General features: G+C 64.0%; 16 protein-coding genes. 10 read left to right on the top strand and 6 right to left on the bottom strand.

The window, feature by feature from the left end; all coding sequences use genetic code 11:
- Positions 1-4 precede the first annotated feature (4 nt).
- Entirely contained in the window at positions 5-2,362 is a 2,358-nt protein-coding gene (locus ACN2XU_RS04030; RefSeq protein ID WP_419409115.1) for a YbcC family protein, read from the bottom strand.
- Complete coding sequence (locus ACN2XU_RS04025) at positions 2,359-3,918, bottom strand: proton-conducting transporter transmembrane domain-containing protein (RefSeq protein WP_419409114.1); 1,560 nt, start codon at positions 3,916-3,918, stop codon at positions 2,359-2,361. Before ACN2XU_RS04025 ends, ACN2XU_RS04030 begins: the two co-directional genes overlap by 4 nt.
- A gap of 100 nt (positions 3,919-4,018) precedes the next feature.
- Between ACN2XU_RS04025 and ACN2XU_RS04020 the strand changes: the two genes are divergently transcribed.
- On the top strand, positions 4,019-4,897 hold the full coding sequence (locus ACN2XU_RS04020; RefSeq protein WP_419409113.1) for a LysR family transcriptional regulator: 879 nt from the start codon (positions 4,019-4,021) through the stop codon (positions 4,895-4,897).
- Here the strand turns inward: ACN2XU_RS04020 and ACN2XU_RS04015 are convergent.
- The 4 genes from ACN2XU_RS04015 to ACN2XU_RS04000 all read right to left on the bottom strand — a co-directional run bounded on the left by ACN2XU_RS04015 (position 4,894) and on the right by ACN2XU_RS04000 (position 9,459).
- Positions 4,894-5,649 carry a DeoR/GlpR family DNA-binding transcription regulator gene (locus ACN2XU_RS04015; RefSeq protein ID WP_419409112.1) on the bottom strand — a complete coding sequence of 252 codons (756 nt, stop codon included), beginning with the start codon at positions 5,647-5,649 and terminating at the stop codon, positions 4,894-4,896. The two genes, ACN2XU_RS04020 and ACN2XU_RS04015, sit on opposite strands and share 4 nt — an antisense overlap.
- Complete coding sequence (locus ACN2XU_RS04010; protein WP_419409111.1) at positions 5,646-7,325, bottom strand: ABC transporter permease subunit; 1,680 nt, start codon at positions 7,323-7,325, stop codon at positions 5,646-5,648. The genes ACN2XU_RS04015 and ACN2XU_RS04010 overlap by 4 nt, the downstream gene beginning before the upstream one ends.
- Complete coding sequence (locus tag ACN2XU_RS04005) at positions 7,322-8,380, bottom strand: ABC transporter ATP-binding protein (protein WP_419409110.1); 1,059 nt, start codon at positions 8,378-8,380, stop codon at positions 7,322-7,324. The genes ACN2XU_RS04010 and ACN2XU_RS04005 overlap by 4 nt, the downstream gene beginning before the upstream one ends.
- 71 nt (positions 8,381-8,451) lie before the next feature.
- Positions 8,452-9,459, bottom strand: coding sequence for an ABC transporter substrate-binding protein (locus ACN2XU_RS04000; protein ID WP_419409109.1), 1,008 nt, complete (start codon positions 9,457-9,459; stop codon positions 8,452-8,454).
- A 208-nt stretch (positions 9,460-9,667) separates the two neighbouring features.
- Here ACN2XU_RS04000 and hisN point away from each other — a divergent pair, with 208 nt between their 5' ends.
- From hisN to ACN2XU_RS03955, 9 genes are all read left to right on the top strand, one after another.
- The gene (hisN, locus tag ACN2XU_RS03995) at positions 9,668-10,456 is read left to right on the top strand and encodes a histidinol-phosphatase (protein ID WP_419409108.1); all 789 of its coding nucleotides are present in this window, start codon (positions 9,668-9,670) and stop codon (positions 10,454-10,456) included.
- 590 nt (positions 10,457-11,046) lie between these two features.
- Positions 11,047-12,006, top strand: coding sequence for an LpxL/LpxP family acyltransferase (locus tag ACN2XU_RS03990; RefSeq protein WP_419409107.1), 960 nt, complete (start codon positions 11,047-11,049; stop codon positions 12,004-12,006).
- 2 nt (positions 12,007-12,008) lie between these two features.
- The gene (locus tag ACN2XU_RS03985) at positions 12,009-13,130 is read left to right on the top strand and encodes an acyl-CoA dehydrogenase family protein (RefSeq protein ID WP_419409106.1); all 1,122 of its coding nucleotides are present in this window, start codon (positions 12,009-12,011) and stop codon (positions 13,128-13,130) included.
- Positions 13,127-14,638: an AMP-binding protein gene (locus ACN2XU_RS03980; protein ID WP_419409105.1), complete on the top strand. Its 1,512-nt coding sequence runs from the start codon at positions 13,127-13,129 to the stop codon at positions 14,636-14,638. The genes ACN2XU_RS03985 and ACN2XU_RS03980 overlap by 4 nt, the downstream gene beginning before the upstream one ends.
- A 3-nt stretch (positions 14,639-14,641) precedes the next feature.
- A complete protein-coding gene (locus ACN2XU_RS03975; RefSeq protein ID WP_419409104.1) occupies positions 14,642-14,893 on the top strand; it encodes an acyl carrier protein in 252 nt (83 codons plus the stop codon).
- Positions 14,890-16,167 (top strand): NAD(P)/FAD-dependent oxidoreductase, encoded by a 1,278-nt coding sequence (locus ACN2XU_RS03970; protein ID WP_419409103.1) that lies wholly within the window; start codon positions 14,890-14,892, stop codon positions 16,165-16,167. The genes ACN2XU_RS03975 and ACN2XU_RS03970 overlap by 4 nt, the downstream gene beginning before the upstream one ends.
- Positions 16,124-16,744, top strand: a complete 621-nt coding sequence (locus ACN2XU_RS03965) for a class I SAM-dependent methyltransferase (RefSeq protein ID WP_419409102.1) — start codon at positions 16,124-16,126, stop codon at positions 16,742-16,744. The genes ACN2XU_RS03970 and ACN2XU_RS03965 overlap by 44 nt, the downstream gene beginning before the upstream one ends.
- A 29-nt stretch (positions 16,745-16,773) precedes the next feature.
- On the top strand, positions 16,774-17,799 hold the full coding sequence (locus tag ACN2XU_RS03960) for a hypothetical protein (RefSeq protein WP_419409101.1): 1,026 nt from the start codon (positions 16,774-16,776) through the stop codon (positions 17,797-17,799).
- Positions 17,800-17,829: 30 nt separating this feature from the next.
- Entirely contained in the window at positions 17,830-20,550 is a 2,721-nt protein-coding gene (locus tag ACN2XU_RS03955; RefSeq protein WP_419409100.1) for a glycosyltransferase, read from the top strand.
- Positions 20,551-20,854: the final 304 nt, after the last annotated feature.

Genomic DNA, 20,854 nt, shown 5'->3' with positions numbered 1-20,854 from the left:
TGCCTCATGCCGCCTGAACACACCGCAACGCCGCGACCGCGCGATCGGTCCAGCCGCCCCGCGTATAGCGCCGGGTCAATGCGCCGCGGTCATCCATGGCGGTCAGCGTCAGCCAGTCATTGTCAAAGAGCGCGCGCACGTCCGGACGCCGCTCCAGCACCATCGAGATCCTCTCTTCCGGTGCCTCGACCGCAACCACCAACCGGCTGGGCACATGCCTTGCGCGATCACCGTCATGCACCGATTGCATCGGCAGCCCGGCCCGCAGTGCGCCGCCGTTCCCCTCCAGCACGCCGATCCCGCCAACCACGTTGTGCAGCAGCTTGTTGCCAGCGCCGAAAGTCTCGGGCGCCACGGTCGAGCCGTGATATTGCAGCGCGATCCAGCTGGCCACGACAACCGGCGCGCTCAGAATCTGCTCCAGGATCGCGGCGTCGGGGTCCCGCTGCCAATCGTAGTCATGCAAGAAGACGCGGCCACCCAGATCGCGCCCGGCGCTGCGATGCCGCGGCGCCGCGATAAAGCCGGCACAGCCGGCCAGCCCCCATTCGGGCCGCAGCTCGGACCAATCCCGTCCGCGCGCCGCGAGGTTCTCTGCCGCCCCCCGTGGGAGCGTTCCGGCGCGCGCGGTCCGCGCCACGACCCCGGCCCGTGCCAGCGCGACGCGCAGCCTGTCGAGATCTTTGGCATGGCTGTCCGGCACATCCTCCGCAAAGAGCCGCACCGCGTCGGACACCGTGTCATGCAGCCCCGCAACGAACAGCGCTTGCTCCGGGATCCTGACACCGCGCGCCGCGAGCCCCTCCCGCACCGCATCCTCATTCAGCAAAGCGGCGAGCAACCGCGCATTCACATCCCCGGCATGGCCGCCACAGGCCCCGCATTGCAGCGCGCTGGCATGCGGCGCGTTGGTGACCGTGGCGCCATGACCGCAGATCAGCACAAGCCGGGCGAACCCTGTTGTGAGCGACATCGCCCGCAGGATGCCCTCCGCCGCGTCGATCCGATCCGCAAGCGGCAGATCAAGCACCGGACAGGGGTCGTTCGACGGCGCACTTGCCCGGCCAAGGCTGTCGCGCAGCAGTTTGCCGACATAGAGCGGCCCGACCGCCTCCACGAAAGCAAAGGCCGAAACCGCCGCGCGTTTGAACCGGCCCCAGGCGCGGATCGCCCGCAGATGGATGCGGTCGGCCATATCGTCCGTCCGCGTTGCAGAAGCGACAGCCGGAGACAGCAGGATCGGTGCGCGCATCTCCGTCAGATCGGAGGCATGGCCGCGATGGCGCACGGCCAGTCCGAAGAACCCAGCAAAGCCCAAGGTCCGCACGCCCGGATCTGCGGTTTCGAGCGCCCGCCGAAAGGGCTCTGACCGAACGTCGATGCAAAAGGCAGCCTGAATTTCCGCATCGCCCTCCGCAGCAGCGTCTGTGTCTTGCGAAAGCCTCTCGGCCAATTCCCGCTCCGCGCTGTGATCGCAAGCGTCCTGCAATGCCGCGTCGATCCGCGTTCCCGCATCGGGCGTGATCGCGGCGGCGTAATCCGCCTGCGCGGCATGCCAGTCTTGCGCAATCGCCGCGCCGCCCAGCTCGAGCAGGGCCACCTCAAAGGTCAGCCGGACGGTCAGCAGATCGAACAGCGTGTTTTGCCGCTCCCCGTCCCGCTCTGCGGACCAGTCAATGTGGCGTGCGTATTGCGCCCAGCCTCCAAGCGTCGCCAGGAGCCGGTGCAGATAGACCGGCGCCGCGTCAGAGGTCAGGCCAAGCGCCGTGCAGGCCTCGAAAAACGCCATGCGAGCCTCGGGCGGCATTTCGCTCACCCGCGCCGCAAACCCGTCGATCCCGGCGAGATCCGGCGTCAGATCGCGGCTGGCAAAGGCGCGCCAGGACCGCCAAACGGTCATGTGCGGCGCTGGCCAGAACGCCTGCCCCCGGTCAAAATGCCCGGCGGCCCAAAGGCTGACCCGGTCCTCGATAAACGCAGGCCAATCGACGCCGGAGGCCGCGCTGACGAGTTCGGCCACGGTCGGCAGGGGCTGCAGCGGCTCGGACGGCTCTTCGGCTGCGCGCCGCAAAGTGGCAGGGTCGATGCCATGCGCGCTGGCGGCAGCGGCAAGATCCTCCTGCGTGACCTCTCCATCCGCGATCATCGCGGCGACGGTCTCGCGCGGAACGAACATCCGCCCGCCGCCCACACGCGCCATCCGCGCCGCGGCGCTGCTGCGTGTCTCGGCCATCTGACCAAGCCATGGGTTGACCGCAACCGCCGCATCCAGCGGGAAGGCCGGGGGCACTTGCCCCGTGGCGGTTTCAGCAGCGGCGAAGAGTTCGAGGGCCTTGCCCGGCCAGGACATGTTCAGGGTCATTTGATCTCTCCGGTTTTGGGTGTCCACAGGCCGCTGAGCCGGTCGGATACCGCATTGAGATAAAGTCCGTTCATCAGGTGTACGCGCAGTCCCGCCGCCGCAGGATGGCGCGCCCAAAGCGGGAAGGTCGTCTGGGCCACCGCCGCGAGCGCAAAGCTGCACAGGGCAAGCACGATCGTCGCCCAGATCAGACCGTCCGGCGCGGGCGGCGGCGGCAGAGTTCCTGCCGAGGCCAGCGTCGCCCCTTGCTGCAGGGCGAAGTAGGCGATGGTCGCGAGAACCGACATCGCGATGGTGCGCGTGGTCAGGGCACGCGGCGCGAGGTCCGCCAGGCCCTGCGCAATCAGGTAGACCACGCCGAAAATCAGGATCGCCCCGAGGGCAACCGACTGCGGCGGCTTGTCCGCGATGCCAAAGAGCAGACCGACGCAGAGATAGAGCACAATGGCGAGGCCAAAGGCCCGGGCCACGGCGGGCAAGGTCGGCACCGCAACAGGCCCGGGCCGCCGGATCGACGCCACATCGCGCACCGCCCCGCCCGCAGACAGGAAGGCATGTGCCTTGTAGAGCGAATGCGCCACGATGTGCAGCAGCGCGAGCGGGAACAGCGCCAGCCCGCATTGCAGCACCATGAAGCCCATTTGCGCGCAGGTGGACCACGCGAGCGCCGTCTTGACCGCCGGTTGCGTCAAGGCAACGGCCGCCGCGATCAGCGCGCTGAACCCACCGACAAGGGCGAGGGTCGCCATCACGCCGGGCGCGGCAATCAGCACATCGGCAAAGCGGATCAGAAGGAACCCGCCCGCGTTCACAACGCCCGCGTGCAGCAAGGCAGACACCGGGGTCGGCGCTTCCATGACCTCGGTCAGCCAGCCGTGGGTCGGCACGAGCGCGGATTTGAAGACTGCCGCGACGGCGATCAGAAGGGCGATCAGCCAAAGCGATCCCGCCCCCTCACCGGCCCGCGCGGCCACGTTGATCGACGCGATGTCAGCACTGCCGAACGTCAGCACAAGCCCCCCGGCCGCGCCGAGCAAGGCGGCGCTGGCGATGATCCCGCTCACGGCTTTCTTGCGGGCCGCGCGGCGCGCCCGGGGGCGGTCCGGATAGAACAGCAGCAGCTGATGCAGCGTGATGCCGACCGCGATCCAACCCACGACAAGCTGCACGACATTGCCCGCCCCGACCAACAGCAGAACCACCGCGATCGTCGCGGCCATCCACCCCATGAACGCCGGTTGCCGCGCCTCGCCGTCAAGCGCCACGCGCGAGTACCGCAGCACGACCCAGCCGACGAACGCCACGGTCAGGGTCATTGCGACGCTGACGATGTCCAGCCGCACGGAAACCCCGATGGAGGCGATCCCGATCAGGGGGCTGGTGGACGGCCCGGACAGCGCAAGATCGACCGCCGCCAGCACCGCAAGGGTAACAGAGACAAGCGCGGCGATCTCGGGCAGGCGCAGGCGCCAATTGCCGCGCTCGGGTGGAGAGAGGAAAAGCGCCGCGGCCACAATGGCCAGACAGAGCGGAGACAGAAGGAGCAGAAAACTCATTGGAAACCTCGCGTAGCGTGTGTGCCCCGTGAGGTAGCGGCAACCAATAGTGAAGAAAAATTCATTGTATGGATCAAATCATTCTGTAAAAGTGAACGATATGCGCCTGAACTATCATCACCTTCGGTATTTTCGCGAAGTCGCCCACGAAGGGAACCTGACCCGGGCGGCGTCCCGGCTGAACCTGTCGCAATCGGCGCTGTCGACGCAGATCCGCCAGCTCGAAGAGCAGCTTGGCCGCCCGTTGTTCGACCGCACCGGGCGCAGCATGACCCTGACGGAAGCCGGGCATATCGCGCTCGATCATGCGGAGCGCATCTTTGGCGTGGGCGAGGATCTGATTGCCACGCTCACACGCAGCGGCGGCACCACCCCGCCCCTGCGCGTCGGCGCCATGTCGACCTTGTCCCGGAACTTTCAGCTCCGGTTTCTGCGGCCGATCCTCAAGGAGCCCGCGGCAGAGCTGGTCCTGACGTCGGGCAACAGTCAACGGCTTCTCAAGGCGCTGGAAACCCTTGCACTGGATATGGTCTTGATGACCGATCCACCGGCGCGGGACGCCTTCCCCGGCCTCGTCGCGCATCACATCGCCGACCAGCCCGTCGCGATCCACGGCACGAAACGGCGCCTGCGTCATGACACCCTTGCCGGGCTGCTCGCGTCAGAGCCGGTGATCCTGCCGACCGAAAGCTCCATCCGCACCGGGTTTGACAGTCTCGTGGCGCGGCTTGGTATCGCCCCGAGAATTGCCGCGACGGTGGATGACATGGCGATGGTCCGGCTGCTGGCGCGCGACGACGCCGGGCTGGCGATCACCCCTGCGGTGGTGCTGGCCGATGAAATCGCGCAGGGTCTGTTGATCCGCGCGCCCTTCCCGCTCGACATCGTCGAGAGCTTCTATGCCGTCACGGCGAACCGCTCGTTCCCGCATCCGCTGGTTCAGGTGCTCCTGTCGTCGGAACGGACTGAAGCAGGCTAGACCAGCACCGGGATCTCCGCCCTGCGCAGCGCGGCAATCTGATCGTCCGTCGCAGCGCGGTTGGTCACCAAAGTCGAGATCTGTGCAGCGGGCCACGACTGCACGCGGCTCGTCTCGCCGAGCTTGCCGTGATCGGCGAGGATGATCCGCTGCTGTGCCTGCGCTGCCATGGCGATGGCGATCTCAGCTTCCTGAAGATCGTAGAAATACGCGCCCTTTGCCGGATGCACCGCAACCGGCGCGGAAAAACAAAGATCCACATGGAAGCGGCGTATCTCCGCCAGCGTCAGTTCGCCCACCGTTGCCGGAACGTCTGCCGCCATCCGCCCGCCAAGCAGCAGAACCTCGCGTTCCGCCCCCTGCAACGTCATGGCAATGTCGATGGAATTCGTGATGACCGAGACGCCGGGCACCTTGGCCAACTCGCGCGCAAAGATCGCTGTGGTCGAGCCCGCATCAATCAGGATCGTCTGCCCCGGCTGCACCAGGCCGACCGCCTTCTTGCCGATCTCGGACTTGGCGCGGATCTGCGCGCCCATTCGCTGGCGGAACGGATCTTCGGAGCGCGGCTCGGGCAGCACCGCGCCGCCATGCACCCGCGCGACCTTGCCGCTTTGCTCAAGGTCCAGCAAATCACGACGAATCGTCTCGCGCGAGACGCTGAGCATCTCGGCCAGGTCATTGGCGCTGACCTGTTGATTGGCGGTCAGCATCGACAGGATCCGCTGATGCCGTTCCTTTGCCCACATCATGCTGCCCCTTTTGTGCCGCGACGCCGCCCCATGAGGGCAAGGGTCAGCTTCATACCCAAAACCGCCAGACAGACAACGCCCATCACACAGGTCGAGAACGCCGCCGCCTGCGAGGTCAGGCCGGCATCATCCAACCGCATGATGGTCACGGCGGCGACGCTGAGATCGGGCGTGGTCAGGAAGACCACCGCCGAGAGCGTCACCATGGAGCGCATGAACAGGAAGAAAAAGACCGAGACCAGCATCGGCGCGATGAAAGGCGCGACAATGTCCGTCGCCGTGCGCCCAAGGCCCGCGCCAAGGCTGCCTGCCGCTTCCTCAAGCGCCTGTGGCAATTGGCGAAAGCCCGTCATCAGGGTCAGGAACGCTTGCGTGTGGTAGTGGTAGAAATTGACGATCGCGATCAGCGCAGCGGTGCCATACAGCAGGTACAGCGGCGTCGCCGTCGAATTGAACGTCAGGATATAGGCAAGACCAAGCACCATGCCGGGCACGGCGGCGGGCATGGCCGCGAGGATTTGCAACGGCTGTGCGATGCCCTTGGGCATACGGCGCAGGCCGAGGCCAAACAGAAAGACCGCCACGGTGCCGCCCCCCGCCGCGCCGAGCGAGATCAGGATCGTCATCCAGAGCGAGGAATAGCCCCCCGCCAGCGTGATGTCGTAGTGCTTGGGCGACAGGGCCATGTTGTAGGGCCAGAGCGTGACAAAGCTGGCATAGACCACGATCCCGATCACCGCGACGATCGCGGCGCAGATCAGCACGGACAGCGCCGCCATGACCAGATCGCGCAGCGGGGCAAAGACGGGCCGAAAGGCGACCTGCCCGGTGGCCTGCCCGGTCTTCTGGCGCTTCATCGCCTGCCGTTCGATGGCATAGGAGGCCACGGTGGGCAGCAGCAGCATGATCCCGACCACGGCCCCCATGTTGAAATTCCGCTGCCCGACCACCTGCGCATAAATCTCCGTGGCCAGCACAGAATAATCACCGCCGATCACCGCCGCATTGCCGAAATCGGTGATGGTGATGGTAAAACAGACAAAGGCGGCGTTCAGGATGCCGAACCGCGCGGCAGGCAGCGTCAGGTCGCGGAACTGGCGTGTTGGCGAGGCCCCCATGACCTCCGCCGCCTCGTAGGTGCGGGCATCGAGCAGCACCAGCGCGGCGCCGATGATCATCACCGCCTGCGGCAGGGCATAAAGCGTGTTCGCGATCAGCAGGCCCCAGAAGCCATAGATCTCGATCTCGACACCGAGCGCGCGGCTGATGACACCGTTGCGGCCCAGCAGAAAGATCAGCCCAAGCGCCTGCACCAGTGAGGGCGCGAGCAGCGGCAGGACAATAATGCCCCGGATCAGCCATTTGCCGGGAAAGGCGCAGCGATAAAGGCCATGGGCGATGATAAAGCCAAGCAGCACAGACAGAGCCGTCGTGGCGCCCCCCATGACCAGCGAATGCCGCGTCGCCCGCCAGAAGCCGGACGAGCCCAGCACCTGTGCATAATTCCCGAAGCCAAATCCCTCCTCCACCGTCAGCGAGCGCAGGAAAACGATCAGCATCGGATAGGCAAAGAACACGATCAGCCCGAGCAGCGGCAAGCCCACGCACAGCGCCGTCAGCAGCCGGTCCGCATCCAGCGCGCGGCGCGCGGGGGCGCTCGTTTCCGGCGCGCTCATGCCAATGCCACCTTGGCCTTCGGGCTGTCGTCGATGACCCATGTGCAGGCCTCGGGCGCAATGACAAGATCGACACGATCGCCTTCGCGGCAGGGATTGCTGCCGTGTGTCTCGATCAAGAGCGGTCCGATCGGGCTGTCCAGCTCAAGGCGGCGCAGGTTGCCCAGAAAGCTGATGCTGCGCACGGTTGCGCTGCCGTTCGGGGCGGGCGACAGGGCGATCTGTTCAGGCCGGATACAGGCCATGAGGCGCGCATCTCCCCCCGTGGGCCGTGTCTTGAGCAAATCCGGGAAATGCCGGGCGATGTCTTCCGCCGGGATCAGATTGCTGATCCCCATGAACTCCGCGACAAACCGCGTAGCCGGTCGATTATAGAGGTCCTCTGGCGTGCCCGCCTGCACGACCGTTCCGTGATTCATGCAGATGATCTTGTCCGCCAGCGCCAACGCCTCCTCCTGATCGTGGGTCACCATCAGGGTCGGAATGCCAAGCGCGCGCTGCACCTGCCGGATCTCGCTGCGCAGCTCGGCGCGCACCTTGGCATCGAGCGCCGAAAGCGGCTCATCAAGCAGCAGCACGCGCGGATCGACCGCAATGGCACGCGCCAACGCGATGCGCTGCTGTTGCCCGCCGGAAAGCTGACCGGGAAACTTATCCGCCACCTGTGGCAGCTTGATCAGGTCAAGCAGCTCCGAGACACGGGCCGCCACATCGCCGGGCGGCACGCCCCGGATCTTCAGCCCGTAGCCGATGTTTTCCGCCACGGTCATGTTCGGAAACAGCGAATAGGACTGGAACACGATGCCAAAACCGCGTTTGCGCGCCGGAAGATCGCAAAGCGGCGCCCCCTCAAGCGTGATTTCGCCGCCATCCAGTTTGGACAGCCCGGCAATCAGCCGCAACAGCGTTGTCTTTCCGCAGCCCGACGGCCCCAGCAGACAAACAAATTCCCCACGGTCGATCTCGACCGATACAGCATCCAGCGCGGTAAACGTGCCGTATGTTTTCGTGGCGTTTCGAACTGTCAGGTACATGGCGTCCGGGGTGTCCTTCACTGTCTCCAAGGCCGCAGCGCGGCGACCTGCCTGTCACGGGGACGGCGCGGGCGCCGCCCCCTCGCCCGCTATCAGCGGCCGAACTTCTCTTTCCACGCGGCCTTGACCGCCGTCTGGTTCTGCGCCGCTTCGACAAAATCGATTTCCGCAAGAATGGTCGAAATATCCGCCGGCAGGCCTGCGGCCTCTGCCGCCTTGGACGCATCCACGCCCGGCACGGTGATCAGCGCCTTGTAGGTCTGATACAGGCCGATCGCCTCATCCGACATGGTCCAGTCGAGGAAGGCCTTGGCCGCGTCCTTGTTGTCCGAGCTGGCCATCAGGCCGGACGCTTCAAGCTCGTATCCGACGCCGCCCTCGGGGAAGACCATGGCAAGCGGATAGCCTTCGTCGATGGATTGCATCGCGGTGAAGGCCAGCGAAATGCCGACGGTGTATTCGCCTACGCGCGCGGATTTGCAGGGCTTTGACCCAGAAGACGTATACTGCGCCATATTCGGGTCGATCGCAGCAAGCTGCGCCCAGCCAGCCTCTTCGCCCATGCTTTGCAGCACGGCATTCACATGCAGATATCCGGTGCCGGAAGAGTTCGGATCGGGCATCAGAACTTCGCCTTCGAAGGCGGGATTCTCTAGATCCGCCCAGCTCGTCGGCATCGGCAGACCCTTTTCCTCCAGCCGCGCGGTATTCACGCAGAAGGCGCCCATATAGCCAATCGGGGCGAACCACTTGCCATCCCCGCCACGGAACGTGTCCGGCAGAACGTCGACGCCCTTGGCCGCATAGGGCTCCAGCATATCGAGGATCTGCGGGTCCATCATGGCGCTGACCGCCCAGCCCCAGATCACGTCGGCCTGCGGATTGCCCGCCTCGGCCAGCAAACGCGCCCCGAGCTTGCCGGTGGACAGGCGCAGCACGTTGATCTCGGTGTCGGGCATCGCCTTCTGGGCGGCGTCGACATAGGCCGCGATCTCTTCTTCCTCAAGCGCGGTATAAACCGTCAGCTCATCGGCGAACGCCGGAGCCGCAAGGCTCAGCGTGGCAATCGAGAGGGCGGATAGATGTGTCCAGGATTTCATCGTCGTCTCCTTGTTGGTGCACAGGTGTCGTGTGCCGGAACGCTGTCCGGTCGGGTGCGGGCCTTGCTCGGACCCGTTCTGATGGCCGCGCCCCATGGTGGGGATTGGGTTTATTTGTGTAGTCTTGCACTTTTGTGGCATTTGTCTACGTTAATTTTCGAAAGCGCGCCGTTGCGGCCTGCCGATTATCCGCGGATGAGGAAAAACCATGCACACGACCACACCCTCCCCAGAAACGGAGGCGCTGCTGCAATTCGCAACCCGTCTTGCCGATGTGACCGATGCCATGGCCTTGTCCTATTTCCGCAAACCGCTGGACGTGCAGGCCAAGGCCGACCTCTCGCCCGTGACTCAGGCGGATCGGGCCATCGAGACAGAGATGCGCAGGCAGATCACGCAGAGGTATCCGGCCCATGGCATCCTGGGAGAAGAGCACGAGGACGCCCGCCTGGATGCGAGCCGGGTCTGGGTCATTGATCCGATAGACGGAACCAAGAGTTTTCTGTCCGGGATGCCGACCTTCGGCACGCTGATTGCCTGTCTGCACGACGGCGCGCCCGACCTCGGCGTCATTTCGATCCCCCCCACCGGGGAGCGCTGGTGTGGTCAGCGCGGCACGTCCTCGACGCTGAATGGCCTGCCCTGCCACACCAGCGCCCGCAGCACCCTGTCCGAAGCGATCCTCTACACGACCAGCGCCGACACGTTCGACCCGGCCGGCCTTGCGCTGTTCGGGCGGCTGTCAGCTCAGATCGCCATGCGCCGTTTCGGGGGCGATTGCTATGCCTACGGGCTGCTGGCATCCGGTCACGTTGACCTGGTCATGGAGATGAATCTGCATCCCTACGACTTCATGGCCCTGATCCCGGTCATCGAAGGCGCAGGCGGGGTCATCACCGATTGGCACGGGCAGCCGCTGACCCTGGAATCCGAAGGGAAAGTTCTCGCCTCGGCCAACCTGGCTTTGCATGCAAAGGCCCTCTCCGCGATTTCCTGAACCTGGTCGCGCTCGCACGCCGCATTGGCTTTGGCTCGGTGGCACGCCCTTCCGGCCAGACGCGGCGCAGAAACCTGTCTGACAGTGTGCTGTCCTGGCCATTGCCTGCCTGAGCACAGGCTTTCGGGGGCCAGCAGGGACGTGGTTCAAATGATGCCGCGGTCCGGACTGTCGCTGACCTTGACAAGCACGCCCGTGAGATGGGCGCGTCGGAATCACATCGAACCGGCATACTGTCGGCAGCCGCCGCGCTGACCACGCACCGAAGCATGTCCCCGAAGGATTTCGCTCGAAAGCCGCGACAGCACGCAGGATGGACACGAAAAATTGCAACTCAACCGCTCTGGCGGATCACTCATTCTGCGCGAAAGGCTTGAACGGGACGACGCCGTTACCAAAGTCCTGAGCCGGGTTCGACGCAGACAGACCGGACATCCGTGTTGCGCCCGGCACCGTCAGGGCTGTGGTGGATCCGGCGCCGCGTGCGCGGAAAGGACTTTTTCCCGCGCGCTTTGCTGAGTTGCCGTATTCACGGGCACTCAGATGGACTAAACCCGAGCAAGATGAGGAAGAAACGAGACGTAGCGACCATGGTTCCGTCCCAGCGGCCAGACCCGATAAACTTCTCCCGGGACTATACTGCTGTTCTGGAACGCAACACCGGTGTTCCGCTGGAGCGGCTTCAGGCTTTCTGGCGCCTGCCCTACCCCGATGCCGTGGCCATTGCGCAGCACACGGCGGACGGCGGCGCAGAGGGAGAGCGGTACGGCCTGTCGCGCGATGTCTTGCTGCACCTTCCGGGCAGGCCGGAGCCGGAGGGAGACCGACGCCAGACGATCCTGACCCAGAAGATCTTGAAAACCAAGATTTTCCAAGCATCCATCATGACCCATTACGCCGCTATTCCCGCCGCCGACATCCCGAACCGGGTTCGCCTCGAAGGGTTGGAGCATCTCGATTCGGCGCGTGCCTCGGGCCGCCCGGTCTGCCTGCTGAATGGACATGTCGGTCCCGGGCAGATCGTGCCGTATCTGCTGTCTCGTTTGGGTATCCCCATAACGCATCTTGGGGCCAAGAACGTCTTTGCTTTCCTGGACCTTCCCGGGCATGCGGCAATCGAGTGTCAGACGACCGACAGCTTTCACCTGCGGACCGTGGCCACCGGGATTGCCGCGCTTCGGTCGGGGCGGGTGTTGCATACGACCGGTGACGGGCTTCAGGGCAGCAGCGGCAAACCGCGCCCCTTCCTCGGCAAGATGCGCCCCGTGCCGGAAGGCTACGCTTATATGATTGCGCAAACCGCTGCGGTTGCGCTGCCGATCTTCAGCAGTCTCGATCGCAATGGCAAGCTGCGTATCACCTGCCATGCGCCGATACCCGACCTGCCGAAAGACGCCCCGAGACAAGCGCGCATCGATCATATCATCAGCCATTACCTGAGGGTTCTTGAAGATGTCTGGCTGAGTGATTTCGGCAATGTAGAAGACCGATTTGTTCGTATAAACAGCCGGTTCGAAGATGCGCCGCAAAGCCAAACGGAGACACTCTGATTATGGATTTCGGCTACACGCAGGCGCAAGAGGCCCTGATCGCGCGTGGCAAGAGAGATGCGATGCTGTTTGCCGCCGAGGGGACCGCTTTCGGCAAATCGCAGGCTTGGCAGAGGGTGGCACAGGCTGGCTGGGCTGGCTTGTGCGTGACTGGCGGCGGCGGGCACAACGCGCTGGAGACAGTCGCCGGGTTCGAAGCGCTTGGCCGTGGCGGCGCGGCGCGCGGCGCTCTGTTTGCGCTTGGCGCGCATCTCTTCGGTGCGGCCAAGGCTATCGAAAACTTTGCGCAGCCGGAGGTTCGAGACGAATGGCTGACGCGCATGGGCGATGGCGCTTGTGTCGGCGCCCTGGCGCTGACGGAGCCGACAGGAGGCTCAGCGCTCGGCTGCGACGGCACGGTCCTGACCGACGACGGCTCGGACGGGTTCACGTTGACGGGAACAAAGACCTTCGTGACCAACGCAACCAGCGCCGGCGTTGCGATTGTTCTTGCTCGGGAAGCGGATGTCCCTGCCCCGATGAACCTGACGGTCGTAGCGGTCCCCACAGACGCAAAGGGGATCCGGGCTGTGCCTCTGGATGGGTATGGGCTGCGCGGGTCGGACATGGGCACGCTGCATTTCGACGGCTGCCGGATCGGGGAAGGTCAAATCCTGGGCAAACGGCGTGCCGGATTAGGCGTCGTGTTGTCGATGATGCAATGGGAACGCACCTGCATCCTTGCCGGGGCGCTCGGGGCGCTCGACCGGGATATTGCCCAGGTTCGCAAAGCCCTGAGCGAACGAAAGGACGGCCGGGGATCGCTCCTTGGCCATCAGGCCATCGCCCATGGGCTTGTCGATCTGTGGCAGCAGGTCGAGACCGCGCGGCTTGTTCTCTATCGCGCCGCATGGTCGCTGGATCAAGGCAAGGACGCGTTGCGCCAATCCGCGCTCTGCAAGCTGACCCTGTCACGGACACTGGTCAACGGAAGTGTGGAATTGCAACGCCTTATGGCCGGAGCGGGCTGGGCCAATGCGCTGGGTCTGGCGGATGGGGTGCAGGATGCGCTCGCCATGGCCGCCGCCTCCGGGACCGACGAGATACAGCGCAATCTGATTGCGTCCCGGCTTGGCTCGCCATGACGATGCCAGTCATCACCCGGTGCCTTGCGACGCGGGACGGCTGTGATACCAGGCCGGCGATCAGCGATGCCAACTGCCGCCTGACGCGGGCGCAACTCGGCCACCAGGTTGCGGCGCGCAGGGCATGGCTGAGCGATCAGGGCGTCACACCGGGGCAGCGGGTCGTGATCCACCTGCCAAAATCCGTCGTCTCGGTGAGCATCCTGTTTGCCTGCCTCTCCATGGGCGCAGTGGCCGTGCCGGTCGATATCCGAACGCCAGGGCCGCGATTTGCGCGCATTCTGGAGCGGATCACCCCTTCCCTGATGGTAACCGCGCCGGGGCATGCGGCGCAAATGCAGGGCTTGGGAGGCCCCGCCGTTGCGACCGCGACGGGCTTGCTGGAGAGCGGGCCTGCCGTTCCGCAGGTGACGGACCCACCGGATGAGGCACTGGCGCTCATCCTCATGTCCTCCGGGAGCACGGGAACGCCGAAAGGCATCGAGATCACCCACGCAAACCTGCGGGCCTTCGTTGACTGGGCCATCGACGTGTTCGCGCCGAGGCCGGATGACCGTTTCCTGTCCATCGCGCCTCTGCACTTCGATCTGTCGCTGTACGACCTCCTGGTCAGCCAGACCGCCGGCGCTGCCGTGCATGTCCTGAGCGAGCAGCAGATCGCCTTCCCCGCCGAAATTCTTCGCGCCGCTCAGAGCGAGCAGACCAGCATTCTCTACACCGTGCCGACGGTTCTGCAGATGCTCATGCGCCTGCGCGGGGCCGTTTTGCCCGATCTGCGCTGGCTGCTGTTTGCCGGGGAGCCAATGCCTCCCGACGCGTTGGCCGGACTTGCCGCTCTTGCGCCGCGTGCGGGCTTCGCCAATCTGTATGGACCGACAGAAACCAACGTCATCACCTGCCATATGCTGACGCCACAAGAGCTGGCAGCGCCTCCGGACGCCCTGCCCATCGGTTTGCCCTGCACGCCTGCCCGGGTCTGGATCGCCGATGCCGAAGGCGCGCCGCTGCCTGCCGGAGCGATCGGCGAAATCTGCGCCGCAGGTCCCACGGTCAGTTCCGGCTATTGGCGACAGCCCGAACATGTTCTGCGCACGACTGTGGCCGGGGAGCGCGACGCCTATCGCACCGGGGACCTTGGCTGGCAGGCGGATGACGGCACCCTCTATTTCGCAGGCCGGCGCGACCGGCACATCAAGATCCGCGGCATGGTCGTAAACCTCGACGAGGTCGAAAACGTCGCGATGCAGTCGGGGACGCTGTCGGCTGCCGCTGCGACGGTTGAGGATGCCGGAAGCTTGCGTGCTCGGATCGAACTCCACGCCATACCCCGCCCTGACCACGGCGCCGACACTGCACCGTTGATGCAATTCCTGTCTGAAAACCTCGCGCCCGCCGCCATGCCCGCGACCATCCGCTATTGCGAGACGTTGCCGCAAACCTTCTCCGGCAAGATTGACAGGGCCGGTCTTGCGGATCACAAAACAGACCTGCCAAGCGAAAGCGCCTGACCCATGACATCTTCCCCCCTGCCAGCCATCATATCGTGGATCGAGGACGCCGCCGCACCCCGGTTCGGCGCGGTCGACGTGACGCCAGAGACACCGCTTCTCGAAGAACAGCTGCTCGACTCGCTGCAATTGATGGATCTGGTCTATCATCTTGAAGAGACCCAAGGCGTGACCATTCCGCTGGAGATGCTGACACCGGAGAATTTCGCCACGCCAAACGCTGTTGCACAGATGCTGGCAAAGGCCGCCGCATGACCGCGCTGTCCACTCCCCATGATGTGATCGTGGTCGGCGCAGGTCCGGCGGGCAGCACGCTGGCATGGCGTCTGGCGAAACGTGGGCTTCGGGTTCTGATCGTCGAACAGCAGACCTTTCCGCGCCACCGTGTCGGCGAGTCGCTGACCGGTTCCGCCGGGATGCTGCTGCGGGACATGGGGCTTGAGCCGCAGATGCGGGCGCATGGTTTCCCGGTCAAGCACGGGGTTACGGTCTATGGCCCCGACCCGCGCACGACCTTTTTCGTGCCGGTTGAAGCGCGCGATGAGCACGGCGTTCCCTTCGAGACCCCGACATGGCAGGTCCGCCGCCCGGAGTTCGACCAGCTTCTGCTCGATACGGCACGGGCCGCGGGCGCGACGCTTTTGCAGGCGGAGGCCCGGGGCGTGCTGCGCGATGGAGACCGCGTGGCCGGGCTGACTGTGCGCCATCCGGATGGGGCGGCGGAGTCCCTGCCTTGTCGGTTCGTCGTCGATGCCTCCGGTTTCAGCACCTTCCTGTCGAAATCCGGTGTTCTGGGCGCGCGGGAGCTTGGCTCTTTTGACAAACAAATCGCCTTCTACGCCCATCTTGACGGGGTGCGCCGCGATGAAGGGCCGGAGCAAGGCAACACCTTGCTCTATTATCGAAAACGCTTGCATTGGTCGTGGCACATCCCGATCAGCAATGAACGCACCAGCATTGGCATTGTGGTCCCCGCCGAGACCTTCAAGGCCAGCGGTCAAACGCCCGATGCCTTCTTTGACGACCAAATCAGCGCGCTCCACCCCGAACTCAGCCGCCGGACCTCGGGTGCCACGCGCGCCACGCAGGTCTGGAAACGGGCCAACTATTCCTACGAGATCCCGGTTTTCGCCGGACCGGGCTTTCTTGCCATCGGTGATGCACACCGTTTCCTCGACCCGATCTTCTCTTTTGGGGTCTGGGTTGGGTTGAAGGAGGCGGAACTGGCCGAAGAGGCGATCCTGCGCACGCTCTCGAACCCGGGCGAGGAGACCGCCGCCCTGACCGAGTTCAGCGCCGTGTCAAATCGAGGGCAGGACGTGATATCGCTGATTATCAATACCTTCTGGGGCTATCCTCTGGCCTTTCTCAAACTCGCTCATTTCTCGAATAAGAGCGAGATCGCAGACCTTCTGGCGGGGCGTGTCTATGATGAGGATATCGGCGACGTCGAGGCCGTGCGCCTGATGCGCGATCTGGCAGCGCATGATGCAAAACGCAAGCAGGAGCAAGCGCTTGCCGCCAATTGAGTCGAAACAGCCGGATTGGGAAAAGAAGTGGAGCGACGCCGAGTTCGCCCCGTGGTGGCATGGCCAAAAGCCCCACGCTATGGTGATCGAGGCGCTGGCGCGACTGAAGATCCCCAAAAGCGCACGGTGGCTCGACGTCGGCTGCGGCGACGGGCAACTGACCTGTGCGCTTGCCGATCAGGGCATGGACATGACCGGCATCGACTTTGCACCATCGGCGATTGCCTTGGCCAGGGCCCACGCCGAAAAAACCGGGGCATCCGCACAGTTTGCCGTTGCGGACGCGATGAATGGTCCAATTCCCGGAGCACCCTACGACATTGTGCACGACCGCGGCTGCCTGCACACGATCCGCGCGCCTGGCGTGCCGCTTTATGCGCGCACCATGCGCGCGCACATGAAGGACCACGGGCGCCTTTTGCTCGCACATAAGGAAGACGGCAAGGTGCCCGATCTGCTCGGATTTCTTGAAAATGGTCTCAAAGGCTTTTTCACGCTCGAACAAGCGCGTAGGATGCGCTTTTCAGCGAACGGCATCGAGAAAGCCGGGCTGTTTTGTGTGTTCCGTGCAGCCTGACCTTCTACCACCAACACAGCGAGCCATCCTTGTCCACGCTCCCCAAGATCATTGTGCACCTCGGCTCCTCGAAATGCGGGACGACCTCATTTCAGTCGTTTTTGCGCCATCACCGCGAGGAGATGCTGGAACAGGGCATTCTCAAGCCGCTATCAACCATGGGGCTGATCAACGATCTTGGTCTTGGGGCCTATCTCGGGGTGAAAGCGAACCTCCGTCGCTATCTTGAGGTGCAGGGCCTTGAGCCTTTAAGCCATGATGTGTTCCAACAGGCGTTCGAGGCGCGGCTGCTGGAAGAGATCGCGCAAAATGCGCCCACTAAGATCGTGTTTTCCTTCGAAGGGCTGCTCCCACGACCGCAGGACGACGTGGACACGATCATGGCTCTGTTCCGGCGGATTTCTCCGGATATCACCATCCTCGTCTCACTGCGGCGGCACGACCGCTGGGCGGTAAGTTCCTATAACACGCGGCTCGTCGGCCACGGCACGACGATGAAGGATCAATTGACGAACGAACAGGGACGTCCGCACGGCATGCTGTACACCCGGCTTCTCGGGCATTGGGAGCGCCATGTCGGCCGCGAAAACATGACGGTGTTCGCCTTCGAGGACTACGAGGATGTGCTGGACCCCTACCGGGCCGCTATCGGGTTTGAACCGCGGGCGCCATGGAACCAGCGGCAGAACCTCGGCATCTCCGCCCTTGGTCAGGAAGTGCTGCGCCGACACAATGAAACCGCCGCGCAGGTGGACACGGCAACCGAGCGTGAGAAAAAAATCTTGCGACGGGCACTCAAGGCGATCCTGCCGACCGGCGCGCCCCGTCTGCCGTCCGCCGCCGCCGTGGCGGAGCATCTCAAGGTGTTTGCCGAAGATCGTGAAGCGCTGCGCGGCAGCTATCTGCCCGCTGAATCCCGGTTTTTCGAAGACATCAGACCCTATCCGGAGACGCCGGAAAAGATCACGGTTTCCGATGCCGAGGTTGCCGACTGGGTGGCCCGCGCCCGGACGCTCTCTCACGATGACATCATGCGGGTTCGAAGCGGTTTCTGATCCGCCGCCCGTGCCCCGCCCGAGGACTGAATGAACGATCTGAACGACACCAAGCTGACCCGCCATCTGACATCGCAAGACGCCTTTGGATTTCTCGTCTTCGGGGTGCCCAGATCAGGGACCACACTCTTTGCCAAGGTCCTGAATGGGCATCCGGACCTGCTCTGTGGCAGCGAGCGGTTCCACGGTCATACGTTCGGCCCGGCAAGCCTGACCCGCGAAGGGTTCCGCACGCTTGATCTCGACCGCAAGGCAGCGGCGCCTGCGATGGACTTGCTCAATCAGAAAACCAACAATCCCGCCCTTGTCTTCGGAGAGAAGTCTCCGCGCGCCTATATGCACATTGATGAGTTCCTGCCGCAGTTCCGCGAGGCAGGCCGCCAATTGCGCATGATCGTCCTGCTGCGCGACGTTGGGGACATTGCGAACTCCTGGTATCGACGCGCGGCAAACGCCAAAGACACCACCTGGCACAGGGGGATGCGCGGAATTTTCCCCTATCTCGAAAGCACGGTTCTGGCCTGGAAACTGGGCAGGATCGAAAGACCCGAGGACGTGCTGCTGGTCTCTTACGCGCGGCTTGTCGACCCCGACACGCAACCCTGTGTGCTCGATAGGATCGCGGCGCATCTCGGTGTTTCGAGCGCCTCCCAACTGCGCCAAGTCATGGCCGATGAAGCCCAAATGACGCAGGCCTCGCGCACAAGAAACCGCAACGCGGATCCGGTCGACTTCACCTCAGACCATCCGTTTTTTGACCAGTTTCCGAGGACCGCCGATGCCGAGGGCACGGTTCCGCTCTCCAAGGTGCAGGCGCAAATCCGACACGCCGCCGAAACGATCCTGACTGACGATGCTTTCATCGCTGGCGCCCTCGATCATCTGCGTACGGAGGCCAATCCGGATGTGCGCGCCTATCAGGCGGAAATCGCCGGATTTTACGATCATGTCTTTTCCGGAATAGATCCTGCTCTCGGTAAAGCCCTGCACGGCGCGATGATCGCACAGCCGGCAAAATCGCAGGTCGCCGCCCGCACAGCAACCGGCACGCGGCGGTTCTATGACATCACCGATACGGTCAACTTCTTCAAGGTGCATGGCACCGTGACCGGCATCCAGAGGGTCCAACTCGACGCGCTGTCCGCCATATCGGATCCGGAGACCTTCGTGGCCTATCTCGACGCCGATCGCGGATGGCTGGACATGCCTCTCGACCAATTCAACGCCTGCATTCAATCCGCCCCGGACCCGAGAGCCGCCGTTGAGCAAATCCTCGGGCAGATGCAGACCTTCGCTGAAACGCCCTTTACCGAAAGCGACGTGATTTTCCTGCTCGGCGCGACGTGGGCGACACCGTCGCTTTTCGAATCCCTCGTACCGCTCCGCCTCAAGGGGGTGCGCTGCGTCTTTTTCCTGCATGACATCCTGCCGTTGCAAGTGCCGGAACACTTCACCGCCGGTCATGCCGCCGATTTCAAGCATTGGCTCAAGGCCGTTCTGACCGCCGCCGATGGAATCGTCTGCAACTCCGAAGAAACCCGCGACGGCTTGCTTGAGCACACCCGCTATGACGGGCCGGTCGAGGTATCCGATCTGAACATTCTGCCGACATTCATAGAGACATTTCAATCTCTTCCGGCGACGGACAAAGCCGCCCCCCTGGAAAAGCTGGGGCTGGCAGGCCGTGACTACGTTCTGATGGTTGGCACGCTGGAGCCGCGCAAGAACCATGGCACGGCGCTGAATGTCTGGACATCGCTCGCCGCACGGATGGGCAAGGACTGCCCTTGTCTGGTGCTCGTCGGCAAAAACGGCTGGATGACCGCCGGCATTTACGAAAGGATCGAGGAGAAGCGGTTCCCCGGCTCGGTCATGGTCCTGCAAGATGTGAACGACCTGGAATTGGCTGCGCTTTATCGAAACGCGTTGTTCACCCTGTCCATCAGCCGCCGGGAAGGCTGGGGCCTGCCAATCACGGAATCGCTTGCCTCCGGGACGCCTTGCGTGGTCGGGAACCAATCGGCCGCCAAGGCCGCGACGCAAGGACTGGCGATTGAGGTGGACGCGCTCTCGGAACGCGACATCACGGATCGCCTGTCCGCCCTGCTGGCGGATCGTCCTGCGCTCGACGCAATGCGGGATCGGATCCGGGAAGACGTCCGGTTCAGGACCTGGGAAGATTTCGCGAACGACCTTCAGAACTTCAGCACCGCCCTGCCCTCCCCGGCAAAGCAGGCAGCACCCTACATGGCGCTGAACCGCGCGTGCACCTACGGGACAGACCAGCCTGTCGACCTCTCCTCGACAACCCCCACCGGGCAGCTTTTTCGGTCGGGGCTTGGCTGGAATTCCCCAGATGATTGGGGGAACTGGTCGCGCAAGCCGGTTGCCGAACTCGCATTCGGTATGCCCGGCCCCGGCCCATACAGCTTCTACGCCGTCGTCACCGCGTCTCTGGCCCACGGCACCCTGCCCTTGACAGTCGCCATCGGAGACAGCGAGTGGCATGGCACGCTTGCACCGAACAAGCGCTCGTTGGTGGTGCTCAATTTCGACCATCCACCGGACGACAGCCCCTGCCTCGTCACCTTCCGCTCCGGCGCGCCGATTGATTTTTCCCTGGACGAAAGCCACCCCGATAGACGAACCCTCGGGTTCGCATTAATCGAAACGCGCCTTGTCGATGGGTCAGACACGTCTGGAAGGCTCGGGACTCTTGAACACTTGCTCAGCAAGTATCTCGCTCACTAAGCTCAGAGCACAGCAGCCGCTCTTCACAGAGCCGGGCCGCTGGAGCACGTGATTGGTGTCACCTGCGAACACCGCGGGCAAACGCATCAATGTTACCGACGCGGGCGATTGTCCACCGCAAGACTCAGGCGAGCGGGAGCAGCACTCCGCGAAGGCGAAAGCACGGATCGAGTTTATCGAAATCTTCGGCTTCGGACGCGCCCCGCAAGCGACAACGAAGCAGATCGTGGCTTTGCGCGAGTTGCCGGACACGGGAGAATCCCCCGAACGAAACCCAGCCGTTTTCCAAGAGCGAAGAGCATTG

The sequence above is a fragment of the Pacificoceanicola niger genome (assembly GCF_048553275.1).
Lineage (GTDB): Bacteria > Pseudomonadota > Alphaproteobacteria > Rhodobacterales > Rhodobacteraceae > Pacificoceanicola.
Note: the sequence above shows the minus strand (reverse complement) of the source record. Positions and strands in the feature narration are given on the sequence as shown.